The organism is Streptomyces sp. NPDC032126 (assembly GCF_055580085.1).
The window spans coordinates 240,946-258,595 of the sequence record NZ_JBVIMA010000009.1 but is presented as its reverse complement, the minus strand read 5'-3'; the positions used below and the strand labels follow the sequence as shown (position 1 = coordinate 258,595).

The 17,650-nt window shown below is 69.9% G+C and carries 12 protein-coding genes and 1 tRNA gene; 6 read left to right on the top strand and 7 right to left on the bottom strand.

Features of this window, described 5'->3' with window-relative positions; all coding sequences use genetic code 11:
* The 3 genes from ACZ5NW_RS30500 to ACZ5NW_RS30490 all read right to left on the bottom strand — a co-directional run bounded on the left by ACZ5NW_RS30500 (position 1) and on the right by ACZ5NW_RS30490 (position 5,606).
* On the bottom strand, positions 1-1,158 hold the full coding sequence (locus tag ACZ5NW_RS30500) for a restriction endonuclease subunit S domain-containing protein (RefSeq protein ID WP_468747185.1): 1,158 nt from the start codon (positions 1,156-1,158) through the stop codon (positions 1-3).
* Positions 1,159-1,277: 119 nt separating this feature from the next.
* Entirely contained in the window at positions 1,278-3,287 is a 2,010-nt protein-coding gene (locus ACZ5NW_RS30495) for a type I restriction-modification system subunit M (RefSeq protein WP_468747184.1), read from the bottom strand.
* Between the two features lie 90 nt (positions 3,288-3,377).
* Positions 3,378-5,606, bottom strand: a complete 2,229-nt coding sequence (locus ACZ5NW_RS30490) for an N-6 DNA methylase (RefSeq protein ID WP_468747183.1) — start codon at positions 5,604-5,606, stop codon at positions 3,378-3,380.
* Positions 5,607-5,947: 341 nt separating this feature from the next.
* On the opposite strand from ACZ5NW_RS30490, the gene ACZ5NW_RS30485 reads away from it, so the two are divergent.
* The 3 genes from ACZ5NW_RS30485 (at position 5,948) to ACZ5NW_RS30475 (ending at position 9,897) form a co-directional block, all read left to right on the top strand.
* Positions 5,948-6,208, top strand: coding sequence for a hypothetical protein (locus tag ACZ5NW_RS30485; RefSeq protein ID WP_468747182.1), 261 nt, complete (start codon positions 5,948-5,950; stop codon positions 6,206-6,208).
* A gap of 25 nt (positions 6,209-6,233) precedes the next feature.
* A complete protein-coding gene (locus tag ACZ5NW_RS30480) occupies positions 6,234-6,407 on the top strand; it encodes a hypothetical protein (protein ID WP_468747181.1) in 174 nt (57 codons plus the stop codon).
* Between the two features lie 100 nt (positions 6,408-6,507).
* Complete coding sequence (locus tag ACZ5NW_RS30475) at positions 6,508-9,897, top strand: HelD family protein (RefSeq protein ID WP_468747180.1); 3,390 nt, start codon at positions 6,508-6,510, stop codon at positions 9,895-9,897.
* Between the two features lie 249 nt (positions 9,898-10,146).
* On the opposite strand, the gene ACZ5NW_RS30470 is transcribed toward ACZ5NW_RS30475, so the two are convergent.
* The 3 genes from ACZ5NW_RS30470 to ACZ5NW_RS30460 all read right to left on the bottom strand — a co-directional run bounded on the left by ACZ5NW_RS30470 (position 10,147) and on the right by ACZ5NW_RS30460 (position 13,392).
* A tRNA-Arg gene (locus ACZ5NW_RS30470) sits at positions 10,147-10,219 on the bottom strand.
* A 66-nt stretch (positions 10,220-10,285) separates the two neighbouring features.
* On the bottom strand, positions 10,286-12,007 hold the full coding sequence (locus tag ACZ5NW_RS30465; RefSeq protein WP_468747179.1) for an IclR family transcriptional regulator domain-containing protein: 1,722 nt from the start codon (positions 12,005-12,007) through the stop codon (positions 10,286-10,288).
* A 95-nt stretch (positions 12,008-12,102) separates the two neighbouring features.
* Entirely contained in the window at positions 12,103-13,392 is a 1,290-nt protein-coding gene (locus ACZ5NW_RS30460; protein WP_468747178.1) for a M6 family metalloprotease domain-containing protein, read from the bottom strand.
* A 295-nt stretch (positions 13,393-13,687) separates the two neighbouring features.
* Between ACZ5NW_RS30460 and ACZ5NW_RS30455 the strand changes: the two genes are divergently transcribed.
* Positions 13,688-14,359, top strand: a complete 672-nt coding sequence (locus ACZ5NW_RS30455) for a TetR/AcrR family transcriptional regulator (protein ID WP_468747177.1) — start codon at positions 13,688-13,690, stop codon at positions 14,357-14,359.
* Positions 14,360-14,562: 203 nt separating this feature from the next.
* Positions 14,563-16,092: an MFS transporter gene (locus tag ACZ5NW_RS30450; RefSeq protein ID WP_468747176.1), complete on the top strand. Its 1,530-nt coding sequence runs from the start codon at positions 14,563-14,565 to the stop codon at positions 16,090-16,092.
* A gap of 107 nt (positions 16,093-16,199) precedes the next feature.
* On the opposite strand, the gene ACZ5NW_RS30445 is transcribed toward ACZ5NW_RS30450, so the two are convergent.
* Complete coding sequence (locus ACZ5NW_RS30445; RefSeq protein WP_468747175.1) at positions 16,200-16,736, bottom strand: MarR family winged helix-turn-helix transcriptional regulator; 537 nt, start codon at positions 16,734-16,736, stop codon at positions 16,200-16,202.
* A gap of 122 nt (positions 16,737-16,858) precedes the next feature.
* Between ACZ5NW_RS30445 and ACZ5NW_RS30440 the strand changes: the two genes are divergently transcribed.
* Positions 16,859-17,644 carry a dioxygenase family protein gene (locus ACZ5NW_RS30440; RefSeq protein WP_468747174.1) on the top strand — a complete coding sequence of 262 codons (786 nt, stop codon included), beginning with the start codon at positions 16,859-16,861 and terminating at the stop codon, positions 17,642-17,644.
* The last annotated feature ends 6 nt before the right edge of the window (positions 17,645-17,650 follow it).

The following is a 17,650-nucleotide window of genomic DNA, read 5'->3' as shown; positions in this document are numbered from 1 at the left end:
CTACGCGCTCACTCCGTCCGTTACGTTGCGTCCGCTGGCGGTGGAGACGTCGAACTGGCCGGTTACGGCGGCGGTGATGAGGGACTGGCGGCGTTCGGCGAGCAGGCCGAGCTGGAGTGCGACGGCGGTACGGAGACGGCCGGTGCCCTGCATACCGCTTTGAATCTCTTGCACCAAAGCGGCCTGCTGCGTCTGCGTAGCCATCGGCATGGGCCAGGTTTTGATGTCCTCGCCACGGAGTTTCACCATAGATTGGGAAGATCCCCGCGCCACGGATTCAATCAACGTACGTACACGACCGCTCAGTGCTACCTGTGCCACGAAGTCCGCGTTCATCTCAGGCACAAGACCAACGCGATAGATCAAGTCAGGAAGCAGCAGCTTCTGGTTATCGCCTTCGGCAACTGCAACATCACCAACCAGGCTCGGTGTGTTGGCGCGCGTTACCAGAAGGTCACCTCGCCTCACCTGATAGGCGGAAATCGGCTCAGTGTCCTCTGGCAGGCGCTTGTTTTCTGAGGGGACGAAGTGCCCGCCCTTGACGGCGCTGAGCTTCAGGACACCCCATTCGTCATCGCCTTGCCGAGGAACGGCCTCGCACTGCGGGCTTGCCCCCTGCTCAATCCGTGTAGTGAATCGACGCAGCGGAACCTCGCCAACTGCCTCAGCCAACTTGTTGACCAAGTTGTCACGCAGGGCGCTATCACGCTCATCGAGCCTCGCCCTCAAGGTCACCTGCAGGGAAATTAGTCGGTCGATGCGGGCGGTCTCGGCGTCGAGGAAGTCGGCGATGCGGCGCTGCTCGTCGATTTTCGGCAACGGCGCAGGAACTTTCAAGAACTGCTCCGGATGGACTCGGTTGAACCCTGTCCCCATACCGCGAGAGATGCCTGAGAAAATCCCACAGTAAATAGGGTCTCGCAGCAAATGAACAAGAAATCTCGCATCCACTTTCCGGGTGTCCGGACGGAATACGGCATAGTCTGGACTAATCATCCCTGCCGATCCGGCGAGACCGAATACTCCATTCCATGCCTGCATTTTATTCATGATGATGTCGCCGACCTGGAACCGCTTATATCCTGCGTAGCTGTCCGCCTCGGAGACCCCTCGAGCTCCTCGATCGCGGGGTAGAACGCCCCGCTCCTTGCTCAACATATGGAGCGTTTCTCCCCCAACAGGGCTGGGGTCGTCAATCTCGGTAACAAGCGAACCGATTCGGACATGGGGCCAACGGGTTGGCACGTGGGCCCAATCAAAGCCGACTACTGCGCTACTCATTCCGTGACCTCCCCCAACAGCGCCTGAATCTCCGCCTCCAGCGACTTCAAGTCCGCATCGATCTCCTCCAGCGGCCTCGGCGGCTTGTACACGTAGAAGTGGCGCGTGATGGGGATCTCGTACCCGATCTTCGTCTTCGTGTGGTCGATCCACGCGTCCGGCACGTGCGGCAGCACCTCGCGCTTCAGGTACTCCTCGACGTCCTCACCCAGCGGAACGTTCTCGTAGTCCCGCAGATCCGCATCCGGCTCAGCCGCACCCTTGACCTTCTGGACCTCGCCCTCCGGGTCCCGTACCCCGACCGCCTCCCGTACCGCCTTCGCGAACGGCGCCCCCGACGGCCACGTCAGGCCGGCCGCGACCACCGCGTCCTTGAGCGCGATGAACGCATCGGACTTCGTCGTCCACGACGAGCCGAGCAGCGTACGCACCGCCGCCACGAACTCCTCACTCCGCTCCAACCTCGCCACCGGCTTGGCCTCCGCCAGCGCCGCCAGCGTCTCCTCCGTCACCTCGAAGCGGAGCTTCAACGGCCGCTCCACGGTGATGCGCTGGTAGCCGAAGTCCTCGTTGGCGAAGACCTTGACCTTGCCGTGCAGCGGGTGCTCCGGATCGCCCGCGACCTGGAGTGCCTCCGCGTACAGCCGGGTGATGTCGCCGATGTGGTCGGGGCGGCCGTTCGTCCCGTCACCCAGCTCCTTGCGCTTGTCGCCAAGCGACTTGCGCATCTTCACCCACTGGTCGCGCGCGTCCAGCAGGACGACCTTGCCCTTGTGGTCGGCGTCTTTGCGGTTGGTGAGGATCCAGAAGTACGTGGAGATGCCCGTGTTGTAGAAGAGCTGGTCGGGGAGGGCGACGATCGCCTCCAGCCAGTCGTTCTCCAGGATCCAGCGGCGGATGTTGGACTCGCCCGACTCAGCCGCGCCCGTGAACAGCGGGGAGCCGTTGAAGACGATGGCGATGCGGGAGCCGCCCCCGCCGTTGACGTCCACCGGCTTCATCTTCGAGATCATGTGCTGGAGGAACAGCAGCGAGCCGTCGTTGATGCGCGGCAGACCCGCCCCGAAGCGGCCGGCGTCACCGAGCGACTTGTGCTCGTACTCGACCTCCTCCTTGACCTTCTTCCACTCCACGCCGAACGGCGGGTTGGCGAGGATGTAGTCGAACTTCCGGCGGGCGTGGCCGTCGTCGGAGAAGGAGTTGCCGAAGCGGATGTTCTCCGGGTCCTGGCCCTTGATCATGAGGTCGGACCGGCAGATCGCCCAGGACTCGGGGTTGAGCTCCTGCCCGTACACCTCCACCGTCGCGTCCGGGTTGAGGGCCTTGATGCGGTCGTCGGCGGCGCTGAGCATGCCGCCCGTGCCGCAGGCCGGGTCCATGACCGTACGGACGACACCCGGCACGGTGAGGGCGTCCGCGTCGGGCGCCACCAGCAGGTTCACCATCAGCTTGATGACCTCGCGCGGGGTGAAGTGCTCACCCGCGGTTTCGTTCGACTGCTCGGCGAAGCGGCGGATCAACTCCTCGAAGATGTAGCCCATGTTGTGGTTGGGCACGACGTCGGGGTGCAGGTCGAGGTCGGTGAACCGGCCGATGACCCGGTAGAGCAGGTTCGCGCCGTCGAGCTTCCTGACCTGCTGGTTGAACTCGTACTTGTCGAGGACCTCGCGGGCGTTGTCGGAGAAGGCGCCGACGTAGATCTGCAGGTTCTTCGCCGCGTTCTGCGGGTCGGCCGCGATCTTCCGCAGCGTGAGGTCGCTCTTGTTGTAGAAGGAGTGGCCCGAGGCCTTGCGCAGGAAGTGGTCCGTGTCGATCTCCTGGCCCGCGAACTTGGCGACGGTCTCGACGACCTTCTCGCGCGTCGGCTCCAGGACGCACTCCAGGCGGCGCAGCACCGTGAACGGCAGGATGACCTTGCCGTAGTCGGACTGCTTGTAGTCGCCGCGCAGGAGATCGGCGACGGACCAGGCGTGGTTCGCCAACTCCGTGTGCTTGCTGCTGTTCAAGAGGTCCCGGCTTCCTTCCGAAGAGCGCCGTCCGGGCGGGGGACGGCAGGGATCCAGTGTGGTCGTATGCAGTGGGACGCGTGGGGCGTTTCAGACAGAACGGCTGTCCGGTGCGCCCGACGTATACGGGCTGCTCGGGGTGTCCGGTGGCAGGAGAACGCCGGCGGTGAGGCCGGTCGTCAGGGTGGCCGCAGTGTCGGCGGCGAAGTCGGCGGTTCGGCGGACGGCCGCGCGCAACTCGTACACGCGGCGGAACGCCTCCCCGTAGCGCCGCTGTTCCTCCAGCGGCAGCAGTGGTACGCGCAGGCGGCCCGGTGTGACATGAACGAGGGTGGAGCCGGTGGACGCGGAGGCGATGTTGTCGTCGGCGCCGAGGAACCCGGCGAGGAACCACGGGTCGAGGCGGGCCGGGTCGGGGCGCAGGAGATGGATTTGCTGACCGAGCAGGGCTCCGGCGTCCCGGTCGTCCGCGACCCGGGTCATCGCGGACTCGTTGCCGCTGCCCGCGACGGCGCGTACCAGGACGTCCCCGGCGGCGACGGGCTGCGCGGCGTCGGCGTGGAGGTCCACGGCCCCGCCGGACGGGGGGTTGCCGGTGGAGACGTCCTGGGCGGTGAGGACCGGCCGGTCGGCGGCGGGGGCGGCGGAGCCCTTGGAGCCGCGGGTGCCGGGCGGCGTCGCCCGCAGCACGGTCAGGGCCCCGCCGCGCGCCAGGTCGGAGACGGTCGCCGTGCGCCACTCACGGGCCGAATCCCCGGACGGCTGCCAGCCGCCGGACGCGGAGGCGGATGCCAGGGCGGCGACCTGCTCGGCCAGTTGGTCGTGCAGGTCGTGGACGCGCCGGGCCAGGGCCGCCGGGTCGATGTCGGCCGCGGTTGCCCGGACATGGCGGGCCGGGGTGACGTCGACGACGTCGTCGAGGAGGTCGACGAGCGGCACCGCGCGGGCGACGCCGGGCTCGTCGGCGTAGGTGTCGGGGGCGGTGGTGAACGCGGCCCACTGGCCCAGGACCCGCTCCGACAGCCCCTCCCAGTCGAAGGTGGCGGCGGAGGCCGAAGAGGTGGGGGTGGAGACCGCGGAGGTGGAAGAGCGGGAGCGCGAGCCGCCCCGGGAGCCGGCACCCGCCGTCGCCGTACCGGTGGCGGACGGCGTGCCCGTGGCACCGTCCCGCTGCTCGCCCTCCCCGTCGACGAACAGCACCGTCGCACGGTCCGTGCCGCCCGGCTCGGGGCGTTGGAACACCCAGATCTGCAGGCCGATGTGGAGCGGATACGCGGCACGCGCCGGAAGGGAGACGACAGCGCGCAGGGCCCCGCCGCGGATGAGTTCCGCGCGGACTCGGCGGCCGGAGGAGCGGAAAGCCAGCGCGGGCGGCAGCAGCATGACCGCGTGACCGCCGGGCTCCAGGTGCGCGAGGGCGTGCTGCACCCACGCCAGTTCGGACTCGAAGCGGGGCGGGACCCCGTAGGCCCACCTCGGGTCGTAGGCCAGCTCGTCGTGACCCCAGTCGCGGTCGGCGAACGGCGGGTTGCACAGGACGGCGTCGACGGTGACGTCAGGGAAGGCGTCGGCGCGCAGGCTGTCGCCGACGCGGATCGCCGTCTCGGCCTCGGGGGCGGCGATCAGCAGCCGGACCGCGGTGCGCTGGCCCTGGACGGGGAGCGAGTCCTGCCCGAACAGCTCCCGCGCGCCCTGCCGGGCGGCGGCGGCGAGGAGCGTTCCGCTGCCGCAGGCGGGGTCGAGGACGCGGGACACGTCGGCGGGCAGGAGCCGTGCCATGAGCCGGGCCAGACCCTCCGGGGTCTGGTAGACGCCGCTGGCGGCGCCCTCGTCCAGTTCGCGTTCGGCGAGGACGTCGAGGGCGGCCTGGGCCCCCGCCTCACGGACGCAGCCCAGCAGCGCGCGGACCGCGCCCGCGTCGTCCGGGCCATAGTGGACCGGCTCGGCCTCGGGCACGGTGGCCGGGAGCTCGCCCGCGGCCATCTCCACTCGGGCGAGCAGTTGGTCGTCGGGCACGGCGGCGAGTTCGGCCAGCTCGTCCGGCGTGCGGCGGGACGCGGCAGCCACCAGGGGGAACAGTCGCGCGGCCACACCCGAGCCGGGTCCCAGCAGTCGTAGCGCCGTACGCAGCTCCTCGGTCGGCGAGGCGGCGGAGGTGTGCCCGCGTCCCCGCAGCCATGCCTGGACGGCCGGCAGATCGTAGAGCGGGCTGGATTCCGTGCCTGCGCTGGGGGCCGGGAAGTCGTCGTGGCGGCGGCGCCAGTTGCTGACGGTGGCGCGTGTGACCCCTGCGATGCGAGAGATCTCGGCGGCTGTCACGTGTGCCGAGGGCGCCGGTTGGGCTGGTGGCTGCTGGGGCATGGCGTGGAGTTCCGCACCTCTCGGGCCTGTCGGATAGGGAGGGCTAACACGTTACAACAGTCGTCAAGTTCGTCAAGCTGTTTGACGGTGCTTTCAGCATTGTGCTTATCTTGTAACGCTTCCGAATGGAAGCATGTGCCGTGACTCCGCAACCGCCGTGAAGCGTCCTGGCGCCGTACCGCGCCACGCACCCGATCTCTCCCGGTCCCTTTTCGTCGCAACGCCATACCTCGGGGCCGTCCACTCGCGTCCAGTCCGCACCGCAGTCGCCACCCACCGCACACACGGGAGGAACCCGTATGACCATGACGGAACAGCCCCGGCAGAACGCACACCACCCCACCGACCCCGCCCGTCCGGCCGCGTCCGACCAGTCCGTGCCCGTGGCCGCTCTGGTGGAAGCCCGCCTGGCGGAGGAGGCGCTCACCGAGCCCGTGAAGGTGCTCCTGAAGGAGGCCCTGGGCGACGGCGAGCCTCGGGGACCTCCCCTGTCGGCCGGATCTACCTCGAGTCCGTCGCCGTCGCCCGGTTCCGTGGCATCGGACCGCGCGCCTGGCTGAAGCTCAGCCCCAGACCCGGCGAAAGATGCTGTGCCTCCACTGCTACACCGCGGCGGAGACCGCTCGCCGCACCAACGCCGTCTGGTCGCACCTCTGCCTGGGATGCCACTACCACCAGTACGAGATCGGCCCCACGCACGACCAGGTTCGCGCCTGGCGGGCGGAGGCCGGCGAGCTGATCGGGACGTTGAACATCTGACTGTTTGTTACCAGCAGGTCTCTGATAGTTATTTCGACGGGGCCGGGCGTATGCCCGTCGCAGCGTCCTCCGGGGTGCTGCAAGGGGAGGGGACATGTACATGGGCACCACCACGCGCGACGAGATCATCGCCGTCGAGCAGAAGGCGGTGGACCGCGCCTACGACTGCTATGCCGCGCGGCTGGCCGAAATGACCGGGGGCTCGGTCGCCATGGCCTCCGCCAGCGGCAAGGACAGCGTCGCCAACCGGATCGTGGCCGAGGAGCGGGCCGCGGCATACGACGGACTCGGCAACGAGTCGCTGGTCATCAGCCGCGTCGACGCACCGGACGGGGACGAGCCCGGCAGGGGGCCCAAGACCTGGTACGTCGGCCGACGTGCTGTTTCCGACGTCGGTACCCGCGACACCGTCGTCGTACTGTGGACCAGTCGGCTGGCCAAGAAGTGGTTCGAGGCGCTGCCCGATGCCCCGGGCGAGGTGCTCCTGCGGCGGCGACTGCGCTGTGTAGAGCATGTCGTCGAGGACTACTTCGACGAGATCACTTCCGCCGCCCCCGTCCCGCAGCCACGGCCGGCGGCAGACGACGCCCAGCGGGAGGCCCAGCCCACGGAGCCGGTCACCGTCACGCAGAAGGAGGGAGCACCGAGCCCGCCCGTCCCAACGCCCGCCGACATCGCCCGAGTCCAGCGCCAGAAGACGCTGCAGCCCGACGACTTCCTCCTCCGCGAGCTTCAGCGCTCTCGCCGCGGCAGCATGCGGGACATCGTCGAGACCATCCGCCGCGACCAGATGGCCCTGGTCACCGGCTCGCCCTCCGACATCCTCGTAATCCAGGGCGGCCCGGGTACCGGCAAGTCGGCGGTCGGCCTGCACCGCGTGACCTGGCTCGTCAACAACGGGCACTTCAAAGCCCAGGACGTCCTCGTCGTCGGCCCCCATCAGCGGTTCCTGGAGTACGTGAGCCAGGTGCTGCCCACGCTCGGCACTCGGAACGTCAACGCCGTGCAGGTGACGCGCCTGTGGGACGGCGAGATCCTCGGCACCGACACCCCCACGGCGCGGATGGTGAAGTCCGACGAACGCATGGCGGCCGTCCTGCGGCGGCGCGTCGAGATCGAGTGCCGTCCCGAGGCCGTCGACGAGTTCACCACCACTGCCTCTTACGAGGGGGCCAAGCCTGAGCTCACCGTCACCGTCGGCAGCACGACCCTGCGCGTGCCCCGCTCCGAAATGCTTTCGCTCCTCGAAGACGTGCGCCAAGGCGACGGCTCCTACCGTGAGCGCCGCGACCGCTTCCGCGGGCTGCTCGTCGACCGCCTGCTGCGGGAACTCGTCGCCGTCGCCCCTCGCCGCAGCCGCGACGACACGATCCGCCGCGACCTGGAACGCAACCGTCAGGTCGAGCGCCTCATCGAACGTGTCTGGCCTTCGCCCGGCGCCAGGGAAGCCCTCCGCACCCTCTACGACTCCGAAGACCTCCTGCGCACCTGCGCCGAGGGCATTCTCGACGCCTCAGAGCAGGCCGCTGTGCGCCGTCCTCGGGCCGACACGGCCGACGCCGATCCCTGGACGCTCGACGATCGGGTCTGCCTCGAAGAACTGCGGTATCTCATCACCGGGGAGACCCCGCAGCGGTACGGGCACATCGTGGTCGACGAGGCACAGGACCTGACACCCATGCAGGCCCGCTCCCTGCGCCGGCGCTCCGCCGCGCAGGGCTCCATGACCATCCTCGGCGACCTCGCCCAGGCCACCGGCCCCCACACCCATACCGACTGGGACCGCCTCGGCACTCTCCTCTCCGACCACGGCGACTGGCGCGTGGCCGAGCTGAACACCAGCTACCGCGTGCCCGCCGAAATCATGGAGTTCGTCGCCCCCCTGGCCCGGACCGTCGCCCCCACGCTGCCGTACCCGCAGGCCGTGCGTGCGGCGGGAGAGGACGCCGTACGGACGGTCGCGACGGAGCCGTGGAAGCTCCTCGACGACACCGTGGCGGAAGCCACCCGCCTCATCGGCACCAGCGACGGACAAACGCTGCGCTCCGTGGCGGTCATCGTCCCCGACGACTCCGGCTGGCTCGACGAGATCAGTCACCACCTGGACCTGGCCGACGGCATTACCGAGCAGGGACGCGAGGCGGTGTCCGTGCTGGCCGCCGCCCAGGCCAAGGGCATGGAGTACGACCACGTCCTCGTCGTCGAACCCGCCACCGTCGCAGACCGCGGCCCGGCCGGACTGCGCCAGCTGTACGTCGCGCTCACCCGCAGCACCCAGAGCCTGACCGTCCTGCACACCTCCCCGCTCCCGGAGGCACTCACGAGCACCGACGGCGGCGGTACCGAACCAGCACCCACCGAAGGCGAACCGGGCATGGCGGACGGTAAAATCCCCGCGATCGGCACGGACGTCCGAGTCCGTGTGATCGGCCGGGCACCCGGCGGCCGGTACAAGGCCAAGGCCCTGTCTCCCAGGATCGACGTCCCTCTGGTCCTGACCGTCCGCCACGGCTCGGTGCCCCCGCGCCCCGGCGACGAACTGGACTGCTGGGTGTTCGCCCACGAGACGAACCACTGCCTGCTCACCGCGGACCAGCGCGGTCGCCAGCCCATCTCGTTGAGAATGGCGGAACGCTACCTGGCGGCGCTCAGCGTTCTCGACGAACTGACCAACGGTGACGGAACCGTTCCGGAGAACGCCCGTGATCGTCTGTCCGAGCTCAAGGGCATGGCCAACCGCGTCCTCCGCCGCGATCAGTCGGACTGGGTGGACGTGCGTCGCGTGCTCGGATCCCCTGACAAGCACCGCCTCAGCCTCCTGCGCGACCTCGCGGCGCACACCAACCGCATGCTCAAGGACGGCGACCTGGACGTGAACCGTCTCCAGACGGACCTGGCACGCGCCGGCTGGGCCCAGGCCCTGCACGAAGCCCGGGAGGCGCTCCAGCGCCGGGTCGCCACGGGCGAACCCGAAACCGACGACGCACCCGCCACCGCTGAACAGCAGTCCGAGCAGAAGGAAACCGAGCCCGTGACCCCCGCCGAAGACCTGCCCGCCACGCCCGCGCCAGCGCAGGGGTTTCTGCACTCGCTGGAGAGTGCGGCGACCGCCGACCGCACGTGCAGAAAGCACGAGGCGGTGCGGCATGCTCTCAAGGCCGCCCTGCTCTGGGAGGACCTGCAGCCGACCGACTCCCCGGTCGTCGACGTCAGCCGGATCGCGGACGACGGCCACTTCCTCTACGAGGTTCTCGGTGCCGGCCGCTCCACCTACGCCGACCTCCGCGCGGGAGCCACCCGCCTCCTGGAGATCAACCACACCCTGCCCGCTCCTGCCGACCGCCTCTACCTGGTGCTCTCCGAACCGCCCGCCGAGGACTGGTCGGCCGACACCGTGTTCGGTGTCTTCGGGGTTCAGATCCTGTGGCGCACCCCCGACAGCTGGGGCGGCCACGACGCGGAAACCGCCCTGGGCTCCGGAGAGGCGTAACCACTTTCGACAGAAGCGCGATTCTTCCGTGCCCGCTCGTGCGCTCCTTGGGTGCCCGAAGCGGAGCCAGAGCCCGATGGCCCGGAGAAGACCGGGCCGGAGCCCGTGCCGGATGATGCTTGTGCGCTGGAGAGACTTCGGGGGATCAACTCTCCGTCCGCTCACGCAAACGGCCCCGGACGAGGAGTCCGAGGCCGAGTAGGAGCCCTCCCTGGGGGACAAACCCCAGGTCAGAGCGGTAACGCGTTGTGCCCCCGGCAGGATTCGAACCTGCGACACCCGCTTTAGGAGAGCGGTGCTCTATCCCCTGAGCTACGAAGGCGGTACGGCGTCCGTGAGGACGCTCGGTCCACAGGGTACCGGATCATCGCGGGGGAGGGGCCGGGGTTCAGGTCAGGGGGACTCGGGTGAAGTGGCCCGCCACGGAGAGATCCGCCTCGATGCGGGTGGCTGTGCGGCGCAGGGCCGGGAGGATGTCCTGCTCGCACTCCCGTACCGAGCGGCGTGCCACATGCGTCGCCGTGTTCAGGGCGGCCACCACCCTTCCCGCGCGGTCGTGGATCGGTACGGCCACGGCGCGCAAGCCCTCCTCCAGTTCCTCGTCGACCAGGGCGTGACCCTGCCCCCGTACCTCCTCCAGGGTCCGCCGCAGTTCCGCCGGGTCCGTGATCGTGCGGGACGTGAGGGGGAGGAGGCGGGAAGGGAGCGGGGTGGGGGTGTTCGCCAGCAGGGTTCTGCCGAGGGCCGTGGCGTAGGCCGGGAGGCGGGTGCCCACCGTGATGTCCACGCTCATGACATGGGCCGCGGCCGCCCTCGCCGTGTACTGGATCTCGTCGCCCGCCTGCGTCAGCACCGCCAGCGACACCGACTCCCGGACGCTCTCCGCCAGCTCCCTCATGTGCGGCGCCGCGATGCGCGGCAGGCTCGTACGGGAGAGGGGTGGGAAGCCCAGGGACAGGACCCGGGGCGTCGGAGAGAAGTGGCCGTTCCCGTCCTGCCTCACCAGGCCCAGGTGCTCGTACGTGATCAGCGCTCTGCGGGCCGTCGCCCTCGCCAGCCCCGTCGCCTTCGCCGTCTCCGTCAGGGTCAGCCGCGCCCGGCCCTCCCCGAACGCCGTCAGCACCGTCAGCCCGCGCGCCAGCGACTCCACGAACTCCCGGCCCAGCTCCTGCTTCGACGCCCCCGTCCAGATCGCCAGTCCCGACGGTCCCGGCCCGGGCTCCCCCGGCGGTGCCGTACGCAGCTCCCGTTCCATGTCCGCCACCGCCGCCCGCAGCCTCGGCAGCAGCGTGTCGCGCAGGTCTGCGGCGGTGTGCCGACTGGTGTGGCTGACCACGCTCGCCACGCACGCGATCCCGCCGCCCGTCACGCGCGGCATCCCGCCGTTCTCCTCGCCCGCGATCCCGTCGTTCGCCTCGGACGCCGGTTCCCGTACCGGCATCGACACCGCCACCAACCCCGGCTCGATCAGCTGGTCGTCCAGTGCGTGGCCGTCCTTCGCCGCCTGTGCCGTCCGCCGTACGAACTCCTCGTCCGGGGTGGGGTGTTCACGCGGTGGTACGGCCGTGAAGCCGCGGTCCTGCGGGTCCGCCGCCCGGCGTTCGCGCCAGCGCGACCAGTCGGCGTCGGTCCACTCCGTCGCGAACAGCGGGCCCGGCGCGGTGCGTTCGGCCGGCAGCAGGTCGCCGATGCGGAAGCTCAGGGACATCGCGCGGCGGCGGGTCGCCTGGTGGATGAAGCGGATGCCGTCGCCGTCGGCGACCGCCAGCGACACCGACTCGTCGAGTTCGTCCGCGAGCGCGTCCGCCCGCGCGGACAGCAGCGCGGGCAGCCGCAGCGCGGACAGATAGGCGTTGCCGAGCGCCATCACCCCCGGCGTGAGGGTCGCCCGGCGGCCGTCCAGTCGGAGGTATCCCATGCGGGCCAGCGTCGCCGTGATCCGGTCCACCGTGGAACGGGCCAGGCCCGTCGCCCGTTCCAGTTCGCTCGCGCTCGCCGTGCCGCCCGCGGCCGTCAGTTCCCGCAGCACCGCCACGCCTCGCATCAGCGGTGCGACGGCCTCGTCGGGTACGGCGCCGTCCTCGGCGTGGGACGTGGTCATCTGGGGCATCGGCTCTCCGGTACGGCGATTGCGGCAGCCTTACCGTAAGCCCGCACCTCGCGCTCCAAGTGACGGCCGCTCGTCGACCCCAACCCTCCGTGAACTCAATCCCGCGTCACCCGCACCCGATAGTTCCCGTCCCCCTCCACCCCCACCACCGAGATCCTGATGCCCCGCTTCGGGTCCTTGAAGGTCTCCCCGGGGATGAAGGGCGCGTCGGAGAGTTCGGCGTGGACGTTCGGGCTGCGGGTGCAGCCGCCGCTGTCCCGGCGGGAGTCGTACACCGTGACCGGGCCCATCCCGGTGTCCACGTCCGCGTCCACCTTGTAGACGAGGACCCCGGGCCGGCACACCGTCTCGTCGTTGCCCTCGGGGACGCGCAGCTCCACCGCGTAGCCGGTGTCCCCGCTCAGCGGGACGAACACCAGTTTGGGGCCGCCCTTGCGGGCCAGCGGGGTCAGGACGTACTCGGCCGTGCCCCGATGCGCCGCGCAGCTGATCTGGGACGCGTCGAGCCAGCCGAGCTTCCACTTGTGCCAGCCGAGGAGGTCGTTGTTGGTGCCCCAGTCCTCGCTCATGATGTCCCAGTGGCCGACCGCTCCTCCGCCCTCCTGGGTGTAGAGGTCGGGCAGTCCGAAGACATGGCCGTTCTCATGGGGCAGGACGCGATAGCCGGTGCGGTCGTACGAGCCGGAGCCGTCGTCCTGCCGGGAGTAGACGAACGACGCGTTGGCCACGGGCACGCCGTCGGCCATCGGGGCGTCGGTGTTCCCGGCGAACGTCACCGACAGGACCGTGTCCAGCGCTGACGGGCCCGCGTTCGGGGTGACCAGGACGTTCAGCAGGTCGTAGCGGCGGAAGTCGACCTGCGGGTCGGCCTCGGCCACGATGTCCTCGACCAGTTCCCGGTAGCCGGGGTCGAAGGGCGCGCCGCGATCTATGCCGTACGCCCGGAACGGCTTCGGCATGCGCAGCCAGTGTCGTACGGGCGTCTCGGGGATGTAGTCGAGCCGGCCGTAGGACGCCGTGCGGAACCACTGCTGGGTCTGCGGGAAGAACTCGCGGTAGCGGTCCAGCGCACGGCCCCGCCCCGGTGCGTCCGAGAAGTCGATCATCAGGGTGAGGGCGCGGACGCGGCCGGTGGAGGGGGAGTAGCCGCCGGTCGTCGGGATGCCCTCGGACATCTGGACGGCGGTGCCGCCGCTGATCATGCAGGGTGCGAGGGCCGTGAGGCGGGCCGGTGAGACGGGGCCCGGTCCGGCCACCGTGGGGCCGGCGGGCGGGAAGCGGCCGGGGCCGGCCGCGGTGCTCACCGCCAGGATCAGCAGGGTCACGGAGGCGAGGGCGGCCATGCGGTGCGGGCGTATCCGACGGCAGGTCGGCTGCGGCTGCATGCGGGGCCCTTTCGCTCCGGGCAGCCACTGGTCACCGGCTGCACCCTTGCGATCACCCTCTGCCGGGGTATGGGCGGGCGCGCGCTGGGGCGGCCGATCGTGGGTTACCCGGCGGTATGAGCGGCCTCGCCGGCTGTGTGACCCAGGTCACATCAAGAAAGTTCGGGTGGCGGGAAATAACCGGGGACCTCTTCCCCGTTTAGCCATGTGTCCGAGTGAAACGGGGACGCCTTCCCCGGATAGCGACCCAACGGACACCAAGCACCACAGCAGCACCGCAAGACACAGCAGCCAGATGCACCAAGGAGCCCCCGTGACCACCGCGACGATCACCGCGCCCGCGCCGCGCAAGGCACCCCGGCCGCGTGCCGACGCCCTGCGCAACCGCGAGCGGATCGTCACCGCCGCCCGCGAGCTGTTCACCGAGTACGGCCCGGATGTGCCGCTCGACGACATCGCCCGCCGGGCCGGCGTCGGCAACGCCACGGTCTACCGCAACTTCCCCGACCGCGACGCACTCGTCCGCGAGGTCGTCTGCTCGGTCCTGGAACGTACGGTACGGGCCGCCGAGGAGGCGCTCGCGGAGACCGGGGACGCCTTCGAGGCCCTGGAGCGCTTCGTGCACGTCTCCGCGGACGAGCGGGTCACGGCTCTGTGCCCGATGGTGGCCAGCACCTTCGACAAGAACCACCCCGATCTGGAGGCCGCGCGCCTGCGGGTCGAGGAACTCATCGAGATGATCATGGGCCGGGCCAGGACGGCCGGGCAGCTCCGCGGGGATGTGGGCGTCGGTGACCTGATGGTCGTCGTGGCCCAGCTCAGCCGGCCGCCCGCGGGCATGGAGTGCCCGAACTCCGACCGCTTCGTCCACCGTCATCTCCAGCTGTTCCTGGACGGGTTGCGGGCTCCGGCCCCCTCCGTCCTGCCGGGTGCGGCGATGACCATGGAGGACATGCGCCAGGCCTGAACCCCGGCACCGACGACCGATTAGTTCCGGGCGCTCAACGCGTCTGTACCGGTAACGCGTCCTCCGTAGTGAAGACGCATCCGTCCCCGACGACACCTCAGTCCGTTCCGAAACAGTTCGCCCTCACTGTCACGAAGCCGTCACGTAAGCCGTCCCGTAAACGTCACGTTTTTCCGTCACGAAGTCCCGAAGTGGGTACCCCCATGTCTGAAACAGCCGTCAAGGCTCCCGGCGTCCCGGACGCCAACCGCTGGAAGGCCCTCGCGTTCATCGCGATAGCCCAGCTGATGGTCGTCCTCGACGCGACCATCGTGAACATCGCGCTGCCCTCCGCCCAGCAGGACCTGGGCATCTCCGACGGCAACCGGCAGTGGGTCGTCACGGCCTACGCACTCGCCTTCGGCGGACTGCTCCTCTTCGGCGGCCGCATCGCCGACCTGTGGGGCCGCAAGCGCGCCTTCGTCGTCGGCCTGGGCGGCTTCGCCGCCGCCTCCGCGCTCGGTGGTGCCGCCACCAATGAGGCCATGATGTTCGGCGCCCGTGCGCTGCAGGGTGCCTTCGGCGCGCTGCTCGCGCCCGCCGCGCTCTCCCTGCTCGCCGTGATGTTCACCGACGCCAAGGAGCGCGCCAAGGCGTTCGGCATCTACGGTGCGATCGCCGGTGGCGGTGGCGCCGTCGGCTTCATCCTCGGCGGTGTGCTGACCGAGTACCTGGACTGGCGCTGGACGTTCTTCGTCAACATCCCGTTCGCGATCATCGCGGCGCTCGGCGCGTACTTCGTCATCCGTGAGCCGGAGGGCGGCCGCAACCGCAACCCGCTCGACATCCCGGGCGTGCTCCTGTCCACCCTCGGCCTGGTCTCGCTGGTCTACGGCTTCACCCGCGCCGAGTCCGACGGCTGGGGCGACTCCGTGACCGTCGGCCTGTTCGTCGCCTCCGCGGTGCTGCTGATCGCGTTCGTCCTCACCGAGGCCAAGGTCAAGGCCCCGCTGCTGCCGCTGCGCGTGGTCACCGACCGCAACCGCGGCGGTATCTACCTCTCGCTCGGCATCGCGATCATCGCGATGTTCGGCACGTTCCTCTTCCTGACCTACTACCTCCAGGTCGTGAAGGGCTTCTCGCCGATCAAGACGGGCTTCGCCTTCCTGCCGATGATCGCGGGCATGATGGTCGGCTCGACGCAGATCGGCACCCGCCTGATGACCCGGGTCCCGGCCCGGCTGCTGATGGGCCCCGGCTTCGCGGTCGCCGCGAGCGGCATGCTCCTGATGACCCAGCTGGAGATCGGCTCGTCGTACGCCTCGATCATCCTGCCGGCGATGATCCTGCTCGGCCTCGGCATGGGTACGGCGTTCATGCCCGCCATGTCCCTGGCCACCCTGGGCGTCGAGCCCCGGGACGCCGGTGTCGCCTCCGCGATGGTCAACACCTCGCAGCAGGTGGGTGGCGCGATCGGCACGGCCCTGCTGAACACGATCGCCGCGTCCGCGACGAACGCGTACATCAAGGACCACATCGGCGGTGCGGCCTCCGCGTCGCAGCAGAAGCTGGTGGCGCTCCAGGGCCAGGTGCACGGCTACACCAACGCGATCTGGTTCGCCGTCGGCATGCTGGCGCTGGCCGCCGTGATCGTGGTGGTCCTGGTCAACGCCGGTGTCCCCGGCTCGACCACCGTGAGCGGCTCCGAGGAGGGCGCCGAGGACGAGCTGGTCGTCCCGGTGGTCGCCCACTGACGGCGACCGTCCGCTCGTACCCCTTCGGAACCATCCGTACGCAGGAGGAAGGGGACGCCTCCCGCGTACGACCCTGGGACCTGCCCCGGCCCCGCTGAGTGAGCGGCTCAGCGGAGCCAGGGCAGGTCCGCACCCGCTTCGTTGGGCTGAAGGCCCTCGGCGACGATCTGCATGATCTCGCCGAGGGTCTTCTGCTGTTCCGGGGAGAGCCGGTCGAACAGCGCCTGGCGTACGGCGGTGACGTGGCCCGGCGCGGTGCGGCGCAGCACGTCCAGACCGGCGTCCGTCAGCACCGCGAACTGGCCGCGCTTGTCGGAGGGGCAGTCCTCGCGGCGCACCCAGCCGTTCTTCTCCAGACGGGCGACGGCGTGCGAGAGGCGGGAGCGGGTGATCTTCGACTGCATGGCCAGCTCGGTCATGCGCAGCCGGCGGTGCGGTGCCTCGGCGAGGCCCACGAGCAGGCCGTAGTAGATGTGCGGCATGCCCGCGTCGCGCTGGAGCTGTCGGTCGAGATGGTCCTCAAGCAGGGTCGTGGCGTGCAGATAGGCGCGCCATACGTGCTGCTCCTCGTCGGTGAGCCACTGCGGGGCTTCTGGGGTCCGCGGCTCCTGGGCGGCTGAGGCGGATACGGATGCCGTGTTCATGCATTCCACTGTACGGGCTTCGTCCTTGAAATTTAAACAAACAGGTCGTAGGGTATGGATGTGTCAGGTGTTTTAGATTTAAAGCAAGTGGCCCGGAGGGGCCGCCGGAGGGAGCCGTCACCATGTCCGCCGCCGCCCAGGAGCGCATGCCCGCCCTCTACCTCAGCCACGGCGCCCCGCCGCTCGCGGACGACCCCGTCTGGCCCGGCCAGCTCGCCGCCTGGTCCGCCGACCTGCCGCGCCCCAAGGCGATCCTCATGGTCTCCGCGCACTGGGAGGAGGCCCCCCTCGCCCTCGGCGCCGTCGAGACCGTCCCCCTCGTCTACGACTTCTGGGGCTTCCCCGAGCACTACTACCAGGTCACCTACGCCGCCCCCGGCGCCCCCGAGCTCGCCGAGTCCGTCCGCAAGCTGTTGCGCGCCCCCGGCACACCCGTCCAGGACATCCCGGACCGCGGCCTCGACCACGGCGCGTACGTCCCGCTCGTCGAGATGTTCCCCGCCGCCGACATCCCCGTCCTCCAGGTGTCCATGCCCACCCTCGACCCGGTCCGCCTCATGGAGATCGGGCGCAGGCTCGCACCCCTGCGCGACGAGGGCGTCCTGATCGTCGGCTCCGGCTTCTTCACCCACAACCTCGCCGCACTGCGCCAGGGCGGCATCCCCACCTGGTCCGTGGAGTTCGACGACTGGGGCCGACGGGCCATGGAGGCACGGGACTGGGACTCCCTGCTGGACTTCCTGCACAAGGCCCCGGCCGGCCGCTACGCCCACCCGCGCACCGAGCATTTCGCGCCGCTGTTCGTGACCATGGGCGCGGCGGAGGTCTCCGGCGAGCTGGACGCGCAGAAGTCGGTGATCGACGGGTTCTGGATGGGGCTGGCCAAGCGGTCGGTGCAGTTCGGCTGAGCCGGG

Bases quoted from the DNA above. Each gene is read 5' to 3' on its own strand.
- ACZ5NW_RS30500 (WP_468747185.1), bottom strand. From the start codon at position 1,158: ATGTTGAGCAAGGAGCGGGGCGTTCTACCCCGCGATCGAGGAGCTCGA.
- ACZ5NW_RS30485 (WP_468747182.1), top strand. From the start codon at position 5,948: ATGACCATGACGGAACAGCCCCGGCAGAACGCACACCACCCCACCGAC.
- ACZ5NW_RS30480 (WP_468747181.1), top strand. From the start codon at position 6,234: ATGCTGTGCCTCCACTGCTACACCGCGGCGGAGACCGCTCGCCGCACC.
- ACZ5NW_RS30475 (WP_468747180.1), top strand. From the start codon at position 6,508: ATGGGCACCACCACGCGCGACGAGATCATCGCCGTCGAGCAGAAGGCG.
- ACZ5NW_RS30465 (WP_468747179.1), bottom strand. From the start codon at position 12,007: ATGCCCCAGATGACCACGTCCCACGCCGAGGACGGCGCCGTACCCGAC.
- ACZ5NW_RS30460 (WP_468747178.1), bottom strand. From the start codon at position 13,392: ATGCAGCCGCAGCCGACCTGCCGTCGGATACGCCCGCACCGCATGGCC.
- ACZ5NW_RS30455 (WP_468747177.1), top strand. From the start codon at position 13,688: ATGCACCAAGGAGCCCCCGTGACCACCGCGACGATCACCGCGCCCGCG.
- ACZ5NW_RS30450 (WP_468747176.1), top strand. From the start codon at position 14,563: ATGTCTGAAACAGCCGTCAAGGCTCCCGGCGTCCCGGACGCCAACCGC.
- ACZ5NW_RS30445 (WP_468747175.1), bottom strand. From the start codon at position 16,736: ATGAACACGGCATCCGTATCCGCCTCAGCCGCCCAGGAGCCGCGGACC.
- ACZ5NW_RS30440 (WP_468747174.1), top strand. From the start codon at position 16,859: ATGTCCGCCGCCGCCCAGGAGCGCATGCCCGCCCTCTACCTCAGCCAC.